The sequence below is a fragment of the Streptococcus sp. HMSC072C09 genome, assembly GCF_001813105.1.
Classification (GTDB): domain Bacteria; phylum Bacillota; class Bacilli; order Lactobacillales; family Streptococcaceae; genus Streptococcus.
The window spans coordinates 329,036-349,639 of the sequence record NZ_KV811485.1; the positions used below are offsets into that span (position 1 = coordinate 329,036).

Here is a 20,604-nt window from a genome sequence, read left to right on the forward strand (position 1 = left end):
AAACTGATGGGATATTTTGTTGATAGTTATGAGCGAAATAAAAAGTATTTAGTAGCTTTCGCAGTTTTGGCCTTTTGTATTGCAGTGATTTATACAAAGCGCTTAGTAGATTTTCCTAAAATTGGTGTAGCGTTATTTGTTGTATTGGCTTTTTTCATTTTTCTTTTACCGAAGAAGAATGTTGGGACCTTCCTTGCGATGCTCATTGGTGGTCTGTCCTTTGCTTTTATTACACCCGTTTTGAATACGCCAGATGAACAAGTTCACCTTTCAAGAACGATTCATATTGTGGAAGGAAACGTCAATATGGGAAATAAAAACATCCATATTACGGAAGATTACTTTGATATTTATAAGAATTTCAAAAAACCATTTACCAAATCTTCTTTATTTGAAGAAGGGCAGACGACCAAACAAGTGAAGTTTGGGAAAGAAACAGATTACAGGGCAACCAACTCATATTGGTTTATTGGTTATATCCCTCAGGCTCTTGGATTTGGGATTGGAAAATTTTTGAATTTGAGTGTAGGAATCTCCTATTATCTTGGTCGAATTTTTAATGTCATTGCTTACTGTATTTTAGCTCTCATTGCTATTAAATTAAGTGGGAAAGCGAAGCAGTTGATGACAATGGTAGCGATGTTTCCAATGAATCTTGTTCTAGCTGCTTCTTATAATCAAGATAGTGTAGCCTTAGGTTTAACCTACATCATTATTGGATTGTTTTTGAACTATGTAACGGATGATGAAAAAGTGGTTAAAATTAAGGATTTATTGCTTTATGCTTTCCTTTGCGTGATCCTTGTAACAATGAAGCTTCCTTATGTCTTGCTTGTAGGATTATTGCTATTTATACCGAAAAAGAAAACGCAATGTAAAAACTACTATCTCATTTCTCTTGCTTTGATTGCTGCAGTCTTTCTATTTACGATTTTTTGGTATGTTCTTACCCAGCAAGTTCGAATTGAGAACTTTAAACTAGATGGAGCGGATGCGAAGTCTCAGGTGATTAGTATCATTTCGAAACCTCATTGGTATCTTCCAGTGATTTTGAAGGAGATGCTATTATCAGTCAGTCATTTGAATCAACTCTACACCTTTGGTTGGTTAGATTTGTCGATGTCAGAAGTCCTTATTCCAATTTATGCTCTTTATACTTTGATTACTTTTTCAAATATTGGGAAAATCAAACTTCCTAAAGTATCAGTAGTAGGAGCAAGTTTGGTTTCTCTTGCAATTGTTGGTTTAATTTCTTTGACTTTGTATCTGACCTGGACACCAGTTGGAAATTTTGAAGTTTTAGGAGTTCAAGGCCGATATTACTTAGGTGTTGTTGCTCTTTGTCTACCAGTTATTTGTAGTTTATTTAAGCAAAGAGTTCCAGATGAACAAAAGTTCTCTGATCATTTTGTAGTACAAAGTAGTCTCATTATTTTATCTCTAACTTTACTACAAACCATCTCTGTTTTATATGCTGCAGTTTAATTAAAAGACTAAAATAAGTTATTACTAGGGGAAACCCTAGTTTTTTGTTACAATAGAAAGTGAATAAGTCAAGGAGTAAGAGATGACCATATCAGTTGTAGTCCCATGTTTTAACGAAGAAGAATCAATTCCATTGTTTTATCGAGAAATGGAACGCGTTCGGATGAAGATGGGAGAAAAGTTTGAATATATTTTTATAAATGATGGCTCTTCAGATGGTACACTATCCGTTCTTCGAAAGCTACATGTTACAGATTCAAATGTGCACTACCTTTCTTTTTCTCGAAATTTCGGGAAAGAGGCGGCGCTGTATGCTGGACTTGAGCGTGCTAGTGGTGAATTTGTAACCGTCATGGATGTGGATCTGCAGGATCCTCCGGAATTATTGATCGAAATGAAGCAGAAGTTGGAGGAACAACCAGATCTAGACTGTGTCGGAACGAGACGCGTAACCCGTGATGGGGAACCACCGATTCGCTCTTTCTTTGCACGGATGTTTTATAAATTGATCAATCATATTAGCCAAGTGGAAATGGTTGACGGGGCGCGTGATTTCCGTTTGATGCGCCGTCCCATGGTTGATGCTATTATGGAGTTATCGGAGTACAATCGTTTTTCAAAAGGGATTTTTGCTTGGGTAGGATTTGAGACAGAATACCTCGAATATAAAAATGTAGAGCGCGTGGCAGGAGAGACATCTTGGAATTTTTGGTCCCTCTTTAAGTACTCGATTGAAGGGATTGTCAATTTCTCGGATGCTCCATTAAACATTGCTTTTATTGGTGGGCTGTTATCTTGGATTTTGGCTTTTATCATGATGATTTTGATTGTAATCCGCACCTTGGTCTTTGGGGATCCTACTTCAGGTTGGCCATCCCTTATGACAGTGATTCTTTTCCTGGGAGGGTTCCAATTATTGACCATCGGGATTTTAGGGAAATATATTGGTAAGATCTTCATGGAAACAAAGAAACGTCCAATCTATGTTATCAAAGAGAAAAGTGAAGAATGAAGAATATCCTAAGTATGAGTCTTGCTGCTAAGCAAAAGATAGATAGATTTTACGAGGGAATGGATCGGCTCCTCGATAAGATCAATCAGTTGGATATGGTAAAAGGGATCCGCAGTTATATTGACCGGCTTATAGATGTTTTCAACCAAATCAGCAATAAGTTGGTCTACCTATTACTAACTTCCTATGCGCTCATTTTTACATTTGTATCTTTCAATCTGATCAATTTTCAAAGTCGCTCATATGACTATGTCTTTCATTTATCCCGCATTGTAGGCTTAGCAGAGTCCATTGAGCATTGGGATTTACTCCCCAATCTGAATTTTTTATTTGCATTCGGTACGGGATATGCTTCTCCTATGTTTTATGGAAATTGGCAGTTTTATCCGTCAGCCATCGTTTATATGATGACCAACGATGGAAATCTTGCTTATTCTATATTTGCATTTTTGATCATTCTTGGTACAAGCCTAACAAGTTATATTGTTGTTTCAAAAATAGTAAAAAATAAGGTGACTGGTATAGTAGTGGCCTTGACCATTCCTTGTTATTACACCTCATTTGGTTTTGGAATGACCATGGTAGTGCCACTTGTCCCAATTCTTATTTATTCTATTTATCGAGTGCTCTACTTAAACAAAAAGAACCCTCTCTATTTGGGGATTGTAGTAGCACTTTTAATTCAAACCCATATTTTATCAACAATCATATTAGCAATTTTTTCTGCGGTATTTTTATGTTTAAATTATAAAAGGATCACACTTGAAAAGATTATCTCTTTTGTATTTTCTATCTTGTTTGCCTTATGTTTGTCGGCAGGATACATTTTTCAATATCTGGAACAGGTTTCATCACAAAAATTTTTCTTCACATGGACAGCGAGAAATTTTCCTGTCAATGTGAAAGATACCTTTTTGGTTCCTTTTCCATTTCAAGCAGATCGATATGGTTTTTATAAACCTTTCACCCCATTAGAGTGGCCGATCCATCAATTCGTACGAGATGGCCTATTCTATGCGAGTATGATGGTAATCTTATTCTATCGCCGTCTAGGAAGTTTAAGTAAAACCATATTTTGGACTTGTTGGATCTTATATTTCTCTGCAACGAGTCTTCTGCCATGGAATTCCATATTGAAATACAGTTTTTTAGGGAGTATGCAGTATTCAGGGCGTCTATTGTTTTTCATTCCCCTCTTGTTCCTGTTCTTTCTTGCTGTTACAAATAGAAATGGATTTTTCTCTATTGTCTTATGCCTCTTGAGTATAACTTTCTATTTCAATCATGTGGTCCCTCAATTTGATAGCTCTTCAAAAAACTATAAACAGATGCGGGATGATAATAAAAAGAATGAAAAATTACTGAAATCAGTATATAGAGGGGACAAATCAAAATATATTGATCCTGTAGGTGATGAATATTATAATCTTGATATTAACAATCGAGATGTACGCTTGCCTCAATTTACTGAATTTCAAACAGCTAAGGATGTAAAAATATCAACTATTAAAAAGAGGTACAATCTTTTAGAATTCGATATAGAGGTTCCTGATGATAAAAAAGAAACAACTATTTCTATACCAATGATATGGTACAAAGGATATCGCGCAGAATATTCTAAGGGTGCAGAAGGTTCTCAACCTGTGTTGAAACAGCGTGCTTTTACCGAATCAGAATTAAAAGAAAATAAAAAAGATCGGAAACCAACTGTCTCAGAAAAAGTTTTAAATGATGGTAAAATTTATTTATCTATTCGAAATTCTGGTCATGTCAAAGTTTCTTATCACAAGACATTTATACAGTATCTTGGTTTCATGATAGAATGGATCTCTTGGATACTAGTGTTCTTCATTTTTAAACAGAAGTATTCAAAAAATAAGGAGCAATTCCCATCCTAAAAAGCAGAAAACTTCTGCTTTTTTTGCTATAATGATAGAGAAAAAGCATTTGAAAGGAATTTAACATGATTTTAATTACAGGAGCAAATGGGCAGCTTGGAACAGAACTTCGCCATTTGTTGGATGAACGAAATGAAGAATATGTGGCTGTTGATGTGGCTGAAATGGATATCACAAATGTAGAAAAAGTAGACGAGGTATTCGCAGAAGTGAAACCAACCCTAGTCTACCACTGTGCTGCCTACACAGCTGTTGATGCTGCTGAAGATGAAGGTAAAGAGTTGGACTATGCGATCAACGTGACTGGTACGGAAAATGTAGCAAAAGCGTCTGAAAAACATGGTGCAACCTTAGTTTATATCTCAACAGACTACGTTTTTGATGGGAAAAAACCAGTGGGACAAGAATGGGAAGTAGACGATCAACCAGATCCTCAAACAGAGTACGGTCGTACCAAACGTATGGGGGAAGAATTGGTTGAGAAGCATGTATCTAACTTCTATATCATCCGTACAGCTTGGGTATTTGGGAACTACGGTAAGAACTTTGTCTTCACCATGCAAAACCTTGCGAAGACTCACAAAACACTTACAGTCGTTAATGACCAACATGGTCGTCCAACCTGGACACGTACTCTTGCAGAGTTCATGACTTATTTGGCTGAAAACCGTAAGGAGTATGGTTATTACCACTTGTCAAATGATGCAGCAGAAGATACAACTTGGTATGACTTTGCAGTTGAGATCCTCAAAGATACGGATGTTGAAGTGAAGCCAGTGGATTCTAGCCAATTCCCAGCTAAGGCAAAACGCCCACTGAACTCAACGATGAGCTTGGCTAAGGCTAAGGCTACAGGATTCGTTATTCCAACTTGGAAAGATGCTTTGAAAGAATTTTACAAACAAGAAGTGAAATAAGAACAAATAGAAGCGGCCCTCAAGGGTCGCTTTTCTGTTTGGATTAGGCAAAAAGCCTAGAAAATGGTATAATTGAATAGACTGTGAATGATTTGAAAGGGAACTCTATGCAACATGTTTTTATTATCGGAAGTCGTGGGCTTCCGGCTCAATATGGCGGTTTTGAGACTTTTGTGGATCAATTGGTTTCGCATCAAGTGTCTCCAGATATTCAATATCATGTTGCCTGCCTTTCTAATGATCAAGCTTATTATCATTTTGACTATAAGGGTGTCGATTGTTTTACGATTAAAGCTCCCAAGCTTGGGCCTGCGCGTGTCATCGCCTATGATATGATGGCCATCAACTATGCCTTGAAGCTTATTAAGAAACAAGGAATTGAACAGCCGATTTTTTACGTCTTGGGCAATACAATCGGAGCCTTTGTGGCGCCTTTTGCGCGTAAGATCCATAAGATGGGTGGACGATTCTATATCAATCCAGATGGACTGGAGTGGAAGCGGGCCAAGTGGGCTAAACCAATTCAAGCCTATCTCAAGTATTCTGAAAAAATCATGACACGCCACGCTGACTTGGTAATTTCAGACAACCCAGGTATTGAGTCCTATATCAAGGAAGCCTATCCTTGGTCCAAGACGACCTATATTGCCTACGGAACGGACTTATCTCCTACTAGCCTAAATAGTCAGGATAATAAGGCCCGAGAATTCTATCACAAGTGGCAGACACAGGAGAAGAACTATTACTTGATCTTGGGTCGTTTTGTCCCAGAAAACAATTACGAGACCGCCATTCGTGAATTTATGGCCTCTTCTACCAAGCGGGATTTGGTGATCATTTGTAACCAGGAAGGCAATCCTTATTTTGAGGAGCTCCGAGCTCGGACTGGATTTGATCAGGATCCACGCGTCAAGTTTGTAGGAACGGTCTATGATCAAGACCTATTGAAATATATCCGTAAAGAAGCCTTTGCCTATATCCATGGTCATGAAGTGGGCGGAACCAATCCTGGTCTCCTAGAGGCTCTTGCCCAGACGGATCTGAATTTAGTTTTAGGAGTCTCCTTTAACCAAACGGTCGCTAAGGATTCGGCTCAATATTGGACTAAAGAAACTGGGAATTTAGCGCATTTGATTGACCAGGTAGATTCTTTAGAAGATGTATCTGAATGGGGTCAACGTGCCAAGGCCAATATGAAACAAAACTTTACCTGGGAAAAAATTGTAGGTGAGTACGAGGAATTATTCTTATCATGAAAGTAAATATCTTGTTGTCCACCTATAATGGTGAACAGTATCTAAAAGAGCAGGTCAAAAGTATCCAAGACCAGACCTATCAAGACTGGCAACTCTTGATCCGAGATGATGGATCGACAGATGGTACGGTGGAGATCATTCAAGAGTTGGTGGCCCAGGATGAGCGCATTCGCTTTATCAACCAAGGAGCTATCGAAAATCTCGGTGTTATCAAGAGCTTCCATGCCCTCTTGAAGTATGAGAAAGCAGATCTTTATTGCTTCAGTGACCAAGATGATGTCTGGCTTCCTGAAAAAATTGCTCTTCAGGTAGCAGAAGCCGAGAAGCATCCTCAAGAAGTGCCTTTGCTGGTCTACACAGATTTAAAAGTGGTCGATGAAAACTTGAATGTGCAGCATGAGAGTATGATTCGCACCCAGTCTGATCATGCCAATACCGAACTGATTCAAGAGTTGACGGAAAATACGGTAACTGGCGGAGTTGCCATGATTAACCACGCTCTGGCTGACTTATGGACGGGTCAAGAAAAACATGCCCTCCTTATGCATGACTGGTACTTGGCCTTGTTGGCAACTGCCTTTGGGAAGCTCATCTATATCGATCAGCCGACAGAATTGTACCGTCAGCACAGTAGCAATGTTCTGGGAGCTCGTACCCTTAGAAAACGGGTCAAAAACTGGGTTCGCCCTCATGTTCTGTTTGCTAAATATTGGAATCTCATCGAGTCCAGTCAAGAACAAGCAAAAAATTTATTGGATCTGCCTGTCAGTTCACAAACTAAAGAAATCATTGAAAACTTTGTCACCATTATGGATGTTCCACTAAAAGAACGTTTGAGACGGATTCGTCAGTATGGTTACCGGAAGAACCGGGCTTTTCATACGGTTGTGTTTACCAGCTTGATTCTGACAAAGTTTGCATATCGAGGTAAAAAATAATGTTTGACGTTTTTAGTCAGAAAAATCGAATTTTATTACGAGAGTTAATCAAAACAGACTTTAAATTACGCTACCAGGGATCAGCAATCGGTTATCTTTGGTCGATTTTAAAGCCCCTGATGACTTTTACGATCATGTATATTGTCTTCATCCGATTCTTACGCTTGGGTGGAGATGTGCCCCATTTCCCAGTTGCCCTCTTGTTGGCCAATGTAATCTGGGGCTTCTTCTCAGAAGCAACATCTATGGGGATGGTGTCGATTGTTAGTCGAGGCGACTTGTTGCGAAAATTGAACTTCTCCAAACACATCATTGTCTTGTCTGCGATTTCAGGAGCAGCCATCAACTTTGTTATTAACCTTGTAGTGGTCTTGATTTTTTCATTCTTCAATGGGGTGACATTCTCTTGGACAGCCTTGATGGTCATTCCGTTGTTCTTTGAGTTATTCTTGATGGCGACAGGATGCGCACTGATCTTAGCGACATTTTTTGTTCGTTTCCGTGACTTAGGTCAAGTATGGGAAGTACTCCTGCAAGCAGGCCTATATGCGACGCCAATTATCTATCCGATTACCTTTATTGCAGACCGCAATCCATGGGCTGCTAAGTTGGTCATGATGAATCCTTTGGCTCAAATTATTCAAGACATGCGTTATTTCTTGATTGATAAGGCCAACACCCCTGTCTGGCTTTTGGTGGAAAATAAGTTCTTGGTTCTGATTCCTTATGTCTTGCCAATTCTTATTTTTGTTGCCGGCTTTGCTTACTTTAACAAACATGCTAAGAAATTTGCGGAGATTCTCTAATGACAGATAAACAAATTGCAGTAAAAGTAGACCATGTCAGCAAGTACTTTAAGTTGCCAACAGAGGCAACCAATAGCCTTCGAACTGCCCTGGTCAATCGCTTCAAAGGAATCAAAGGATACAAAGAACAACATGTTCTTAAGGATATTTCTTTTGAAGTAGAAAAAGGAGACTTTTTCGGGATCCTCGGAAGAAATGGTTCTGGAAAATCGACTCTTTTAAAAATCATTTCTGAAATCTATGTGCCAGAAAAAGGAACCGTCACTATAGATGGGAAACTGGTGTCCTTTATTGAGCTTGGAGTAGGCTTTAACCCGGAACTGACTGGTCGTGAAAATGTCTATATGAACGGGGCCATGTTGGGCTTCTCAACAGCTGAAATTGATGCCATGTATGATGATATCGTAGACTTTGCTGAGTTGCATGAATTCATGAACCAAAAGCTTAAGAACTACTCATCAGGCATGCAGGTTCGTCTAGCCTTTTCGGTTGCCATTAAGGCCCAAGGCGATATCTTGATTTTGGACGAGGTCCTAGCAGTAGGAGATGAGGCCTTCCAGCGCAAGTGTAACGATTACTTCCAAGAACGGAAAAAATCAGGGAAAACCACGATTCTGGTTACCCATGATATGGGAGCCGTCAAGAAATATTGTAACAAGGCTGTTTTGATTGAAAATGGCTTGGTGAAGGCCATTGGTGATCCTTTTGACGTTTCTGATCAATATAGTTTTGACAACTTGGAATCGAATTCACATCATCATGGAGATGAAGATGAGGGCTTGGTCACAACGGAAGTTGAAGATTTTACAGCTAGATTGCTTTCTCCTAAGAAAGTAACTCCTGATGATGAGGTGGTGATTGAGTTTTCATTTAATCTATTAGATGAGTCTGTTAATCCTCACATAGCCTTTTCATTTGTTGATATTTCTACTGGAAATGGACTGTACAACGATAATTCCATGGATATTCCATTATCTGGTGTCGGACCTAAAAAAATCACTTATAAATGTAAGTTGCCGTACTTTAATCATGTGAAGTTAAGACTAGTAGCATTTTTAAGAGATGAAAATCAAGAAAACTTAGCAATATTGTCGACAACGAACCCTCCAGTCTTTTCAATAGATCGGGTTGTGGATCGAACAAATCGTTCGGAGTTGGATTCTTCTACTGGATTGTTAATTCGTCAAGGTAAGTGGGAATAATTTCTTTGGTGTAGGCTATGAAAATTTTATTTGTTTCTCCTGTTGGAGCCATGTTTAGTGGAGCAGAAGTATCGATTGTGAACCTAATGAAATTGTTGGTTCAGCAAGGTCACGAAGTTTATAATGTGATACCGGATAATGCCCCACACATTGATAAAGACTATCTCCGTCATATGGATACAACTGGAATTAAATTATTTCAGTTAAAAACCAATCAGTGGTGGTGGCCTGAGTCTAAGATGCTGAACATTTCAGAGTTAGAAATCCAAGCTTCTCAACAAAAGAATATTGAGGAAGTAAGAGAAATTATCCGGAATGAAAAGATTGAACTGGTTATTTCGAATACAGTCAATGTGTTTCAGGGAGCTATGGCAGCAGCATGCGAAAGGGTCAGACATTTTTATATTATTCATGAATTTCCTTTTGGCGAGTTCGGTTATTATAAGGACCTGATTCCCTTAATTGATGATTTGTCTGATAAAATTTTTGTAGTAGAAGGGGAATTGTACCACACTCTAACGAATTATTTTACGACTGATAAATTGATTCCGTTTATCCCCTATACAGAAGTTCAAGAGCGTCCTCTCAAGAATTCTACTATTTCTCGCTTTGTATCTATCGGTGGGATTAACGAACGAAAAAATCAGCTTGAGTTGCTTGCAGCCTATAATCACTTAAATCGGAAAGGTATCGAACTGGTTTTTATCGGAGGATGGGATGAGCAGTACAAAAAGTTGATGGATGACTATATTCAAACGCATCATCTAGATCGTGTGACGTTTGTTGGTTTTCACTCGGATCCATGGTCCTTGGTGACAGATAAAGATATCCTCGTCTTGCCTGCTAAATTAGAAACATTTTCTTTAGTATTTGTGGAATCAGTCCTCAATGGAGTTCCGGCAATCATTTCCGATAATTTAGGTCATTTGTCTTCAAGTAAATTTTTAGAATCTGGGAATTTATATCCACTAGGAGATAGAGATCTGCTAAGTCAACAAATGGCTACAGTGATTGAGAATTTTGATAGCTATAAAGAAAAACAATTACTGGATCAAGAACTCGCTCGAAAGAAATACAATCTCGAGACCATTTATGATGTCTTTAAAGATTACATCGAAGTAGAAACGCCAATTGGTAACCAAAAGCTTTCCTCTAAGTATGCTCGATTTTTGGGGATGAAATTCAATAATCGTGATCTCGAAGTAATTGGTAAATCTCAGGTGGTGATTTCAGCTTCTAACGATGGACTTCACTCAGCTTACCATGAAATAACAAAAGAGAGACTGGAAAATAAGGGCTCTATTATCTTCAAGCTTGAAAAGGAAAAGAGTCTAAAAATATTACTTTCAGAATTTCCGGGATCCTATAAAAAATTGTCATTGATTGCATTGGAGGATCAAAGAGAAATTCCTCTTGTAACTTCAAACGGAATTGATTTCGAGGATGTTTTGGTTTTCTTTAATACCCATCCACATATTCTGTTTGATCTTTCGAATAGTTCAGGTAATCAATTTCAATTCTCCTATGAAAAAGAAAGTGACGAAGAATTTAGCAGACACCTATTCAACTTATATGAGAATCATAAAAAATTATCTCATGAATACAATTCCATCATCCATTCTCGTCGTTGGACCATTCCAACAAAGATCTTGAAATTCTTTAGAATAAGGAAATAATATGCAACGTTTACTTTTATATGTTCACTACAATAAGTTTAATTTTATTAGTGGGCATGTACTTTACCAATTAGAAAAGATTCGCCCCTTGTATTCACGGGTGGTCTTTATCTCCAATAGTCAACTACCAGAAGATGTGAACTCTAATTTAGTAGCACAGCATCTGGTAGACGATATTCTAGAGCGCCAAAATAGTGGCTTTGACTTTGCGGCTTGGCGGGATGGAATGAAGACAGTCGGCTTTGACCAACTGGCTCATTTTGATTCGGTTACCCTCATGAATGATACCTGCTTTGGACCTCTTTGGGATCTAGAACCAATCTATCAGCGGTTTGAAAATGATACTGAAGTGGATTTCTGGGGAATGACCAATTACCGGAAAGACAAGGATTTTAACGAGCATATTCAGAGTTATTATCTTAGTTTTAAAAAACAGGTGCTGACATCAAGTGCCTTCCGTGAATTTTGGCAAGGTGTTCAGGACTTCACCAATGTTCAAGATGTGATTGATAACTATGAAACCAAGGTCACAACGAATTTCTTGGATGCAGGTTTTCGCTATAAGACGGTCTTTGATACCATTCATGCAGACACCACAGGGATGCTCTATCCAGACTTTTCTTACTACAATCCTACAGCGATTCTCAATCATAAGGTTCCTTTCATCAAAGTCAAAACCATTGCAAACAATGAAGGAATTATGCCTTATATTTTTGACGAGTTGGAGCGTGTATCGAACTACCCATTAGACTTGATTCTCAACCACATGTCTATGATCGATCGTCCGGATTATCCTTATCTCTTGTCTCGTAAGTACTTGAAAAATCAGGAATTAGCTGGAGAGTTCGGTAAAAAAGTTGCGGCTCATCTTCATGTCTTTTATGTGGACCTCTTGGAAGAATTTCTAGATGCTTTTCAAACCTTTCATTTCGCTTATGACTTATGGATCACGACAGATGTAGAAGAGAAGAAGCAGGATATTGAGAAAATTCTTTCTCATCGGGCACAAGATGCGACGGTTGTGGTGACTGGAAATATTGGACGGGATGTATTGCCAATGCTGCTCTTAAAAGAGCAACTTTCTCAATATGATTATGTTGGCCATTTCCATACTAAGAAATCTAAAGAAGCAGATTTCTGGGCAGGTGAATCTTGGCGCAAAGAATTGATCGAGATGTTGGTCAAACCGGCTGATCAAATCCTAGCCAATATGGAAGCCAATCCAAAAGTCGGAATCACTATCGCAGATATTCCAACCTTCTTCCGTTACAATCGAATAGTGGTTGCCTGGAATGAAGCCCTCATTTCACCAGAGATGAACAAGCTCTGGGAACGGATGGGAGCGACCAAGACGATTGACTTCAAAAATCTCAATACCTTCGTTATGAGTTATGGGACTTTTGTTTGGTTTAAATACGATGCTTTGAAACCACTCTTTGACTTGAATTTGACAGCAGCAGATGTTCCAGCAGAACCTCTACCACAGAATTCAATCCTTCATGCGATTGAACGCTTGTTGATCTACATTGCTTGGGATCAAAAATATGACTTTAGAATCTCTCAAAACCCACATGTTCTGACACCGTTTATCGATAATAAGCAATTGAACAATCGTGAGGATCTCCAACCGCATACCTTTGTGGACTTTAATCAAATTGGGGGGATCAAAGGAGCCTTGAAGTATATCGTAATAGGGCCTGCAAGAGCTGTGAAATATATACTAAAAAGAATGATAAAGAAAGTGAAATAATGAAACGGAAAAAAGAGTTTAATTTTAAAGAATTTATCCTCTCAGCTTTATCGAAAGTTTCAAGAACTCAATGGTATTATGGGGTTACTTTCGTTCTATTTTCTTTTTTTAATTTTTACCTAGCTCAGAATAATCTTGCAGTTCATAACAAAGCAACAGGAACTGTCCTACAATATGTTAATTTTTTAGGAATTCTATTTGGAATTAGTTTCTTGCTATTAATTCCAATATTATCCCAGTTCAATTTTAAAAAATGGTTTCCTTTAAAACTGATTGTCAGTTATTTGGTCTACAATACCCTTTCTTATTTGACAGAAATCACGATTTATTTGAATAATCCAAAATACAAGGTTTGGAATTTTGATCAGAATCCATTCTTTAGAACGGATTCCTTCCTTGTCATTTTCTTTCTGTTTGCTTCTACAGGTGGTTTGGTTCTATTGCGACAGCATTATGATAAGCTACCAAGTCGGAAAAAAGGAGGAGAAGAGATTGGCGAGAACTATCAGTATCTGGTCTTGTCGCAACTCTTGATCACCTTTATCGTAACAGACAAAAACTTTTCGACCCTGATTTACCGGACAGATAATTTTTTGTATAAGGCTTTTGAAATTGGCAAATACTCAGCTCAGCAATTTTGGTTAACAAATGAATTCTTATACTTTCTATTTCCGTTGATTTCCTTGCTTGGATTCTTGTATACAAAAGGGCAGCGAGATTTCGTCAAGAACAAGCCGAGTTTCTCTTTAGTGTTCTTCTCTAGTACCACTATTGCAATTGTATTGAATTATTTTATCCAATTCAGTTTAGGTCGAACAGAACCCTTCTTAGGCGTTCATTACACGATTCCAGATGCCATCTTATTTCAAATTCTCATTCTGACAGCGATACTTATCTTTGTTTACATTTGTATCAATCAATATTGGATTGCTACCTGTCTCATTTCCATTGTTTCCATTGCTTTTGTAGTTGCAAATTCCATCAAGTTTGGCATGAGGAATGAACCAGTTTTACCGAGTGATTTAACTTGGTTAACCAAGCCAATGACGCTTTTGAGCTTTATGGACAAAGCGCAAATATTTTACATCTTTTTATTGGTGGTCTTTCTGGTTTGTCTACTGATTGTCGGGAAAAAGTACCTCTTTAAAGGAAGAATTATTTCTTCATGGAAAATACAAATCGGAGCTATTGCAGTGATGCTCTTATGCTTTAAGAGTGTCAATGGGATATTCAGTGATAAAGAAAACGGGAAGATCAAGGATAATGTACCAATTATTAGCACCCTGAACAATTACCAAGATATTAATTGGCTAGGGAATACGACCAATGCTCGTTACAAAGGATTGTCTTATGTTTGGATGAATCAATTGACGACGGAGGTTGTTCCAAAACCGGATGGTTATTCCAAAGAACGTCTTGAGAAAATAGCCCAAAAATATACCAACTTGTCGAATGCGATCAATAAGGAGAGAAGTAACTACTTAAACGATCAAACGGTCATTTATATTCTGAGTGAAAGTTTTTCTGATCCTAGAAAAGTCGAGGGAGTTGAGCTTACGCAAAATCCGATTCCCAATATTGAGAACATCATGAAGACCCACACGAGTGGGCAAATGCAATCGGATGGATATGGTGGCGGAACTGCAAATATGGAGTTCCAGACTCTTACAGGTTTACCATTCTATAATTTATCACAAACTGTATCTGTCTTGTATACGGAAGTTCTTCCTAAGATCCATGATGTGCCGTCTATCAGTAATGCATACTCAAAAAAGAATAAGATTGCTGTTCACTTGGCAGGTAAATCGAATTATTCTCGGGATATCGTGTATTCGAGATTGGATTTCAAAGATTTTATTACGACGGATACAAAGGGAATCAAGTACAGAAAAGAAGGAATTAGTCCGAGTGATGAATCCACCTATAATATTGTGTTGGATAATTTAAACGACAAAACCGGACAATTCTTTTCTGTGATGACTATGCAAAATCATACTCCATGGTTAGAAGCAAATCCAGAAACCTTGGATGCAAAAGGTAAAGGGTTTAGTGATGAAGAAAATTCAAAACTGACTTTCTACAGTCGTTTACTTTCACAAACTGACACCGCCACCCAATCCTTCCTGGAAAGTCTTTCTAAAATAGATAAGAAGATTACAGTGGTATTTTATGGGGATCATTTGCCAGGTCTTTATCCTGAGTCCGCCTTTAAGAATAATCCGGAGAGTCAGTATCAGACAGACTACTTTATTTGGAGTAATTTTGATGCACCGAAATTGAACTATCCTTTGGTCAATTCAAGTGATTTCTCTGCTATGGTCTTTGAACAGACCAATTCAAAAGTTTCGCCTTACTATGCTTTGTTGACAGAAGTACTGAAAAAAGCAAGTGTCGATAAAAAGGCCTTGGAAGGAGAAGCACAAGAAATTGCAGAGGATTTGAAAATGGTTGAATACGACTTGATTAGTGGGAAAGGTTACCTTTCTAAAGACTTCTTTAAAGTCCCAACCAACAAATCCAATTAAAAGGAGTGCTAGCAGGTAAAAATCTTTGTGATTTTGGCTGTCTGGCTCCCTTTTTTTTGTTTTTTATGCTAAACTATTAGATGGGGGTACGCTCATGATTAAGATATTTGGAAAGGTCCATTATCATTGGCAACCGGACTTATCTATTCTTGTGACTTATTGGTCCATTGCAGTGATTCCGGTCTTTATTGGACTGGCCTTGATGTATGAGAGCTCTAGTGTGCCAACGCTAGTTTTGTTTTCGTTCTTTTTATTTATGGTCTTGCTCGCGATTGGGGTCCATCGTTACTTCACGATCTATGAGGATGGGATCTTGCGGATTATTACAGCTAATCCTTTTACTCCAATCAAGGTGAAGATTGACTCGATTGAAAAGGTCGAAGTAAATAAGAAATCGATCAAGCTCATTTTTAATGATGGTTCGCGCAGTCGGACATTCTGTATGCGTAAATGGCCGAAGAAATATTTTATCAATGCACTTGCCTTAAATCCTTATTTTAAGGGAGAAGTAATCCTTACGGACAATTTCATCCATGTGGATTACTACGAGATGTATTATGCAAACAAATAAAAAGCCCTCTTAATCTTTTAAGAGAGCATGAGTGGGGCATTCTTTGATAGCGTCGAGAACATCGTTTGTGACAGGAACTTCCTTTTCAAGGAGGTCGTCCTCTTCAGAAGCGAATTTAACGATGCCATTGTCATGGTAATCAAATAATTCAGAATAGGTCTGACAGAGACCGCAAGCGATGCAACGATCTGGAATTAACGTAACTTTCATACTTCTATTGTAATGATTTTTACGAGAAAAAACAAGGAGGAAGTCATGGCAAAAGAACCATGGGAAGAAGATATTTACGATGATGGAGAAGAAACATTGAAAAGAACGAGTAAGTTAAACGGAATGAAGGCAGATCGTCTATTGACAATTTTAGCCATTATTTTCTTTGTAGTAGTAGTGGCGATGGTCTGCTTGTTGATTTTCCTTTCAACAGGTGGCAGCAACAAATCAAAACAAATGTCTGGTTTCTACAATGGAGAGACTAAGGTTGAACAGAAATCATCAGCCCCTGCAGCACAAACTGACCAAGCGGCTAAAGACGATAGTTCAAAAGATGAGAACGCTGAAGAAGGGACGATCACTGTTCAAGCAGGTGAAGGGGAAGCAGCGATTGCTGCGCGTGCTGGTATTTCCATTGCCCAATTGGAACAATTAAATCCATCTCACATGTCTACAGGATCTTGGTATGCCAATCCTGGTGATGTCGTTAAGATTCAGTAGGAGTTGAGGACAACATGAAACAAATTCAAATTGCCATTGATGGACCGGCTTCTAGTGGAAAATCCACAGTTGCAAAGATCATTGCCAAGGATCTAGACTATACGTATCTAGACACAGGAGCTATGTACCGTGCGGCGACTTATCTAGCTTTGCAAAATAATCTGACAGCTGAACAGGTTGATGACCTCTTAGCCCTTTTAGATCAGTATCCAATTAGTTTCGGTCGATCGGAAGAAGGAGAGCAACTTGTCTTTGTAGCAGACGTGGATATTACCCACCCAATTCGCGATAACCAAGTGACCAACAATGTTTCATGGGTTGCAGCGCTTGCGCCAGTCCGTGAAAAACTTGTCGCTCTACAGCAAGAAATTGCAGCAGAGGGGGGCATCGTTATGGATGGACGCGATATTGGGACGGTCGTCCTTCCACATGCAGAGTTGAAGATCTTTTTGGTCGCTTCGGTTGAGGAGCGGGCAGAACGTCGTTATAAGGAAAATGTTGAAAAGGGCATCACAGCGGATCTTGAATTGTTGAAAAAAGAAATCGCTGAGCGTGACTATAAGGACAGCCACCGTACCGTTTCTCCTTTGAAACCTGCAGCTGATGCCATTCATTTTGACACAACGGGTGTTGGAATTGCAGACGTTGTTGCATTTATTGAAGAAAAAGCAAAAAAACTTCTTGACAAAGAATAAAAAACTTGATATCATATAAAAGTTGAGAAAAGCAGAAGTGAGAACTTCTCGCCTTGTGACGCAAGTTGCCTGGCCCCTACGGATCAAGTTTCAGAAATGAAATACATCATGTAGTTCGGGCCTGTTTTGCAGGTCCGTTCTTTGTTTTTCTCGAATAATAAAAAAGAGGTGAAAACCATAGCAAAGCAAGACTTATTCATCAATGATGAAATTCGTGTACGTGAAGTTCGCTTAATCGGTCTTGAAGGTGAGCAATTGGGTATCAAACCACTTAGCGAAGCGCAAGCACTTGCGGACGATGCTAATGTTGACTTGGTTCTCATTCAACCTCAAGCTAAACCTCCTGTTGCGAAAATTATGGACTACGGTAAGTTCAAATTTGAGTACCAGAAGAAGCAAAAAGAACAACGCAAAAAACAAAGCGTTGTGACCGTGAAAGAAGTTCGTTTGAGCCCAGTGATTGACAAGGGTGATTTCGATACAAAACTTCGCAATGCTCGCAAATTCCTTGAAAAAGGAAATAAAGTGAAGGTATCCATTCGCTTTAAGGGTCGTATGATTACCCACAAAGAGATTGGTGCTAAAGTTTTAGCCGACTTCGCTGAAGCGACACAAGATGTGGCGATCATCGAACAACGAGCTAAGATGGATGGACGTCAAATGTTCATGCAATTGGCGCCAGCAACTGACAAGAAATAATCTGTCAGAAAGTTAAAAAAAGGAGAAAATATCATGCCAAAACAAAAAACACACCGCGCATCAGCTAAACGTTTCAAACGTACAGGTTCTGGTGGACTTAAACGTTTCCGTGCTTACACTTCTCACCGTTTCCACGGAAAAACTAAGAAACAACGTCGTCATCTTCGTAAAGCATCTATGGTGCATGCAGGAGATTTCAAACGTATCAAAGCAATGCTTACTCGCTTGAAATAATCGCGTATTTGTAAGTAAAGAATTCTAGGAAATATTGGAGGAAATATAAATGGCACGTGTTAAAGGTGGCGTTGTATCACGCAAACGTCGTAAACGTATTCTTAAATTAGCTAAAGGTTACTATGGAGCTAAACACATCTTGTTCCGTACTGCAAAAGAACAAGTAATGAACTCTTACTACTATGCATACCGTGACCGTCGTCAAAAGAAACGTGACTTCCGTAAATTGTGGATCACACGTATCAATGCGGCAGCTCGTATGAACGGACTTTCATACTCACAATTGATGCATGGTTTGAAATTGGCTGAGATCGAAGTTAACCGTAAAATGCTTGCTGACTTGGCTGTTAACGATGCAGCAGCTTTCACAGCTCTTGCAGATGCAGCTAAAGCAAAACTTGGTAAATAATTTTATAAGGCTGAGATGATTTTCTCAGTCTTTTTTTCTTGCTGATTTCATGCTATAATGAAAATAATCGTAACCGATATGAGGAGAGATGGAGGATATAAAGGTGACACACAATCGACTAGCATGGGATGAATATTTTGCAGCACAGGCCTTACTGATTTCGAATCGAGCGACCTGTAATCGAGCTAAGGTTGGGGCTGTACTGGTAAAGGATAATAAGGTCATTGCAACCGGGTATAATGGATCCGTTTCTGGGACAGATCATTGTCTAGAGGATGGATGCCTCATGGTCGAGGGACACTGTGTCCGGACGATTCATGCGGAAATCAATGCTATTTTGCAAGGAGCTGAACGTGGAATTCCAAAAGGCTTTACAGCTTATGTGACACATTTTCCTTGTCTCAATTGTACCAAGCAATTGCTTCAAGTTGGTTGCAAGCGGGTCGTTTATATCCATCAATACCGCATCGATGAATATGCCGAATACCTCTACCGTGAAAAAGAAGTAGAACTGGTCAATTTACCAATTGAAGAAGTGAAAAGAGCTATTGCAGAGGCTGATTTTATTTAGGGAAGGCTTCCAGTCTATTTCATGATATGTTAGCAATCTAATTGAAAACCTGTCCAAATTAATGTTTAAGAGATAGCATTGAATAGATGGCTATCATGAAAAGAATAATGGAATCAAGTATAATGGTGTTAACGGAAAAACATAAAAATATAAGAAAGGTAGGAGAACGTGATGACAAACCAAGAGAAACATCTTGAGGAAAATAAAGAACATAGTAAGATCAGTGAAGATTATCCCAATTCTGTATCTGTTCAGAATCCTCCAAAAGAAAATAGCTTACATTCTATTCTTCTTTCAGTGACATTTTACTTATCCATTATCTATCTTGTGTTGTTTGTCTTTTTCTTTAATATTTTGGGATTTTTCATGTTGTTGATTTTTCTAACACCAAACTTCTTAGGTGTTGCTATTGGAACCATTTTACTTGGACTAGGGATGAAGAAGGGGAATAAAAGCCTCCTCTATACGAGTGTTGGACTCTATCTGCTGTCTATCATCTTGGGTTTTGAACTAGATTGGGAAATTTTTCGAATCGCTCCGTTACTGCTAGGTATTCTGGTTTTAATTGGAACACTCTTAGTTGAAGAAGAGAAAAGCTCTTAATTAAAAAATGGGTATGGTCAACTCTACTCAATAAAAAGTATTCGGGTCGATCAAAGAGATAGTTAAATCAGTTCTTCCTCTCTATTTTTAAGCGCTATTATTTGAAAAAATAACTAAAAATGTTAGGAGAAAGTTATAACAGATCAACAAAAAAATCCTGAAGTAGATAAAGAAAATGAGGCATATGCTTCAGATGAAAGTCTTTTTCCGAACAATGAAATGAAGCCAGAGAAGAGAATTGGAAATTCTGTAATCCTTTCTATTGCTTTGTTCTTGGCCATTGTTTATATAGTTTTACTTTTATTAGGTCTCTTTTCAATGGGAGCGTGGGCTGGTGGCTTTTTGTACTTTTTGGGGATCCATATGATTAGCTTTGTGATTGCAACCATCCTGCTTTGGAATGGAATAGTGAATGCCAATAAAGCAACTCTTTTTATAGCAGTAGCTATTTATGTTTTTTCATTTATTGCTGCGGGTGATCCGGATTGGGTGATTAATCATATACCACCGTTTGTGGTAGGAGTGCTGGTATTGATTGGAACTGTATTGTTAAAAAATGAAGAGTGATGATAGGAGGTAGGATGTTCAATCCTATCTTTTTTATTTATTTAGTACTGATAACGCACTAAGAAAACGGTTACAAATT

Annotated in this window: 21 protein-coding genes and 1 other annotated feature; of the genes, 20 read left to right on the plus strand and 1 reads right to left on the minus strand. The window is 38.4% G+C overall.

What is annotated here, in order from left to right; translation table 11 throughout:
• Positions 1–6: 6 nt before the first annotated feature.
• The 12 genes from HMPREF2893_RS01720 to HMPREF2893_RS01775 all read left to right on the plus strand — a co-directional run bounded on the left by HMPREF2893_RS01720 (position 7) and on the right by HMPREF2893_RS01775 (position 16,036).
• The gene (locus HMPREF2893_RS01720; protein WP_070673904.1) at positions 7–1,485 is read left to right on the plus strand and encodes a DUF2142 domain-containing protein; all 1,479 of its coding nucleotides are present in this window, start codon (positions 7–9) and stop codon (positions 1,483–1,485) included.
• 82 nt (positions 1,486–1,567) lie between these two features.
• Positions 1,568–2,497 carry a glycosyltransferase family 2 protein gene (locus HMPREF2893_RS01725; protein ID WP_070673905.1) on the plus strand — a complete coding sequence of 310 codons (930 nt, stop codon included), beginning with the start codon at positions 1,568–1,570 and terminating at the stop codon, positions 2,495–2,497.
• On the plus strand, positions 2,494–4,395 hold the full coding sequence (locus tag HMPREF2893_RS01730) for a hypothetical protein (protein ID WP_083312218.1): 1,902 nt from the start codon (positions 2,494–2,496) through the stop codon (positions 4,393–4,395). The genes HMPREF2893_RS01725 and HMPREF2893_RS01730 overlap by 4 nt, the downstream gene beginning before the upstream one ends.
• A gap of 65 nt (positions 4,396–4,460) precedes the next feature.
• Positions 4,461–5,312: a dTDP-4-dehydrorhamnose reductase gene (gene rfbD / locus HMPREF2893_RS01735; RefSeq protein WP_070673906.1), complete on the plus strand. Its 852-nt coding sequence runs from the start codon at positions 4,461–4,463 to the stop codon at positions 5,310–5,312.
• 107 nt (positions 5,313–5,419) lie between these two features.
• On the plus strand, positions 5,420–6,568 hold the full coding sequence (cps2T, locus tag HMPREF2893_RS01740) for a beta 1-4 rhamnosyltransferase Cps2T (RefSeq protein WP_070673907.1): 1,149 nt from the start codon (positions 5,420–5,422) through the stop codon (positions 6,566–6,568).
• On the plus strand, positions 6,565–7,506 hold the full coding sequence (locus HMPREF2893_RS01745; protein ID WP_070673908.1) for a glycosyltransferase family 2 protein: 942 nt from the start codon (positions 6,565–6,567) through the stop codon (positions 7,504–7,506). The genes cps2T and HMPREF2893_RS01745 overlap by 4 nt, the downstream gene beginning before the upstream one ends.
• On the plus strand, positions 7,506–8,312 hold the full coding sequence (locus HMPREF2893_RS01750) for an ABC transporter permease (protein WP_003003247.1): 807 nt from the start codon (positions 7,506–7,508) through the stop codon (positions 8,310–8,312). The genes HMPREF2893_RS01745 and HMPREF2893_RS01750 overlap by 1 nt, the downstream gene beginning before the upstream one ends.
• Positions 8,312–9,514: an ABC transporter ATP-binding protein gene (locus tag HMPREF2893_RS01755; RefSeq protein WP_070673909.1), complete on the plus strand. Its 1,203-nt coding sequence runs from the start codon at positions 8,312–8,314 to the stop codon at positions 9,512–9,514. Before HMPREF2893_RS01750 ends, HMPREF2893_RS01755 begins: the two co-directional genes overlap by 1 nt.
• A 17-nt stretch (positions 9,515–9,531) precedes the next feature.
• Entirely contained in the window at positions 9,532–11,190 is a 1,659-nt protein-coding gene (locus tag HMPREF2893_RS01760; protein ID WP_070673910.1) for a glycosyltransferase family 4 protein, read from the plus strand.
• Position 11,191: 1 nt separating this feature from the next.
• Positions 11,192–12,940: a rhamnan synthesis F family protein gene (locus HMPREF2893_RS01765; protein WP_070673911.1), complete on the plus strand. Its 1,749-nt coding sequence runs from the start codon at positions 11,192–11,194 to the stop codon at positions 12,938–12,940.
• Entirely contained in the window at positions 12,940–15,465 is a 2,526-nt protein-coding gene (locus tag HMPREF2893_RS01770) for an LTA synthase family protein (RefSeq protein WP_070673912.1), read from the plus strand. Before HMPREF2893_RS01765 ends, HMPREF2893_RS01770 begins: the two co-directional genes overlap by 1 nt.
• Before the next feature lie 94 nt (positions 15,466–15,559).
• Complete coding sequence (locus HMPREF2893_RS01775; protein ID WP_023917814.1) at positions 15,560–16,036, plus strand: EbsA family protein; 477 nt, start codon at positions 15,560–15,562, stop codon at positions 16,034–16,036.
• 9 nt (positions 16,037–16,045) lie between these two features.
• On the opposite strand, the gene HMPREF2893_RS01780 is transcribed toward HMPREF2893_RS01775, so the two are convergent.
• Positions 16,046–16,246: a ferredoxin gene (locus tag HMPREF2893_RS01780; RefSeq protein ID WP_070673913.1), complete on the minus strand. Its 201-nt coding sequence runs from the start codon at positions 16,244–16,246 to the stop codon at positions 16,046–16,048.
• A 45-nt stretch (positions 16,247–16,291) separates the two neighbouring features.
• Between HMPREF2893_RS01780 and HMPREF2893_RS01785 the strand changes: the two genes are divergently transcribed.
• From HMPREF2893_RS01785 to HMPREF2893_RS01820, 8 genes are all read left to right on the plus strand, one after another.
• The gene (locus tag HMPREF2893_RS01785) at positions 16,292–16,747 is read left to right on the plus strand and encodes an SAG1386/EF1546 family surface-associated protein (RefSeq protein ID WP_070673914.1); all 456 of its coding nucleotides are present in this window, start codon (positions 16,292–16,294) and stop codon (positions 16,745–16,747) included.
• 14 nt (positions 16,748–16,761) lie between these two features.
• Positions 16,762–17,442 carry a (d)CMP kinase gene (cmk, locus tag HMPREF2893_RS01790; protein ID WP_070673915.1) on the plus strand — a complete coding sequence of 227 codons (681 nt, stop codon included), beginning with the start codon at positions 16,762–16,764 and terminating at the stop codon, positions 17,440–17,442.
• A gap of 23 nt (positions 17,443–17,465) precedes the next feature.
• Positions 17,466–17,594, plus strand: a sequence feature (ribosomal protein L20 leader region).
• Between the two features lie 16 nt (positions 17,595–17,610).
• Positions 17,611–18,141 (plus strand): translation initiation factor IF-3, encoded by a 531-nt coding sequence (gene infC, locus HMPREF2893_RS01795; protein WP_003003721.1) that lies wholly within the window; start codon positions 17,611–17,613, stop codon positions 18,139–18,141.
• A 33-nt stretch (positions 18,142–18,174) separates the two neighbouring features.
• Entirely contained in the window at positions 18,175–18,375 is a 201-nt protein-coding gene (gene rpmI, locus HMPREF2893_RS01800; RefSeq protein ID WP_003003453.1) for a 50S ribosomal protein L35, read from the plus strand.
• Between the two features lie 49 nt (positions 18,376–18,424).
• Positions 18,425–18,784, plus strand: coding sequence for a 50S ribosomal protein L20 (rplT, locus tag HMPREF2893_RS01805; protein ID WP_000124834.1), 360 nt, complete (start codon positions 18,425–18,427; stop codon positions 18,782–18,784).
• 103 nt (positions 18,785–18,887) lie between these two features.
• Positions 18,888–19,355, plus strand: coding sequence for a deoxycytidylate deaminase (locus HMPREF2893_RS01810; protein WP_148131904.1), 468 nt, complete (start codon positions 18,888–18,890; stop codon positions 19,353–19,355).
• A 171-nt stretch (positions 19,356–19,526) separates the two neighbouring features.
• Positions 19,527–19,958, plus strand: coding sequence for a hypothetical protein (locus HMPREF2893_RS01815; RefSeq protein WP_070673917.1), 432 nt, complete (start codon positions 19,527–19,529; stop codon positions 19,956–19,958).
• Between the two features lie 219 nt (positions 19,959–20,177).
• Positions 20,178–20,525: a hypothetical protein gene (locus HMPREF2893_RS01820; protein ID WP_261674165.1), complete on the plus strand. Its 348-nt coding sequence runs from the start codon at positions 20,178–20,180 to the stop codon at positions 20,523–20,525.
• Positions 20,526–20,604: the final 79 nt, after the last annotated feature.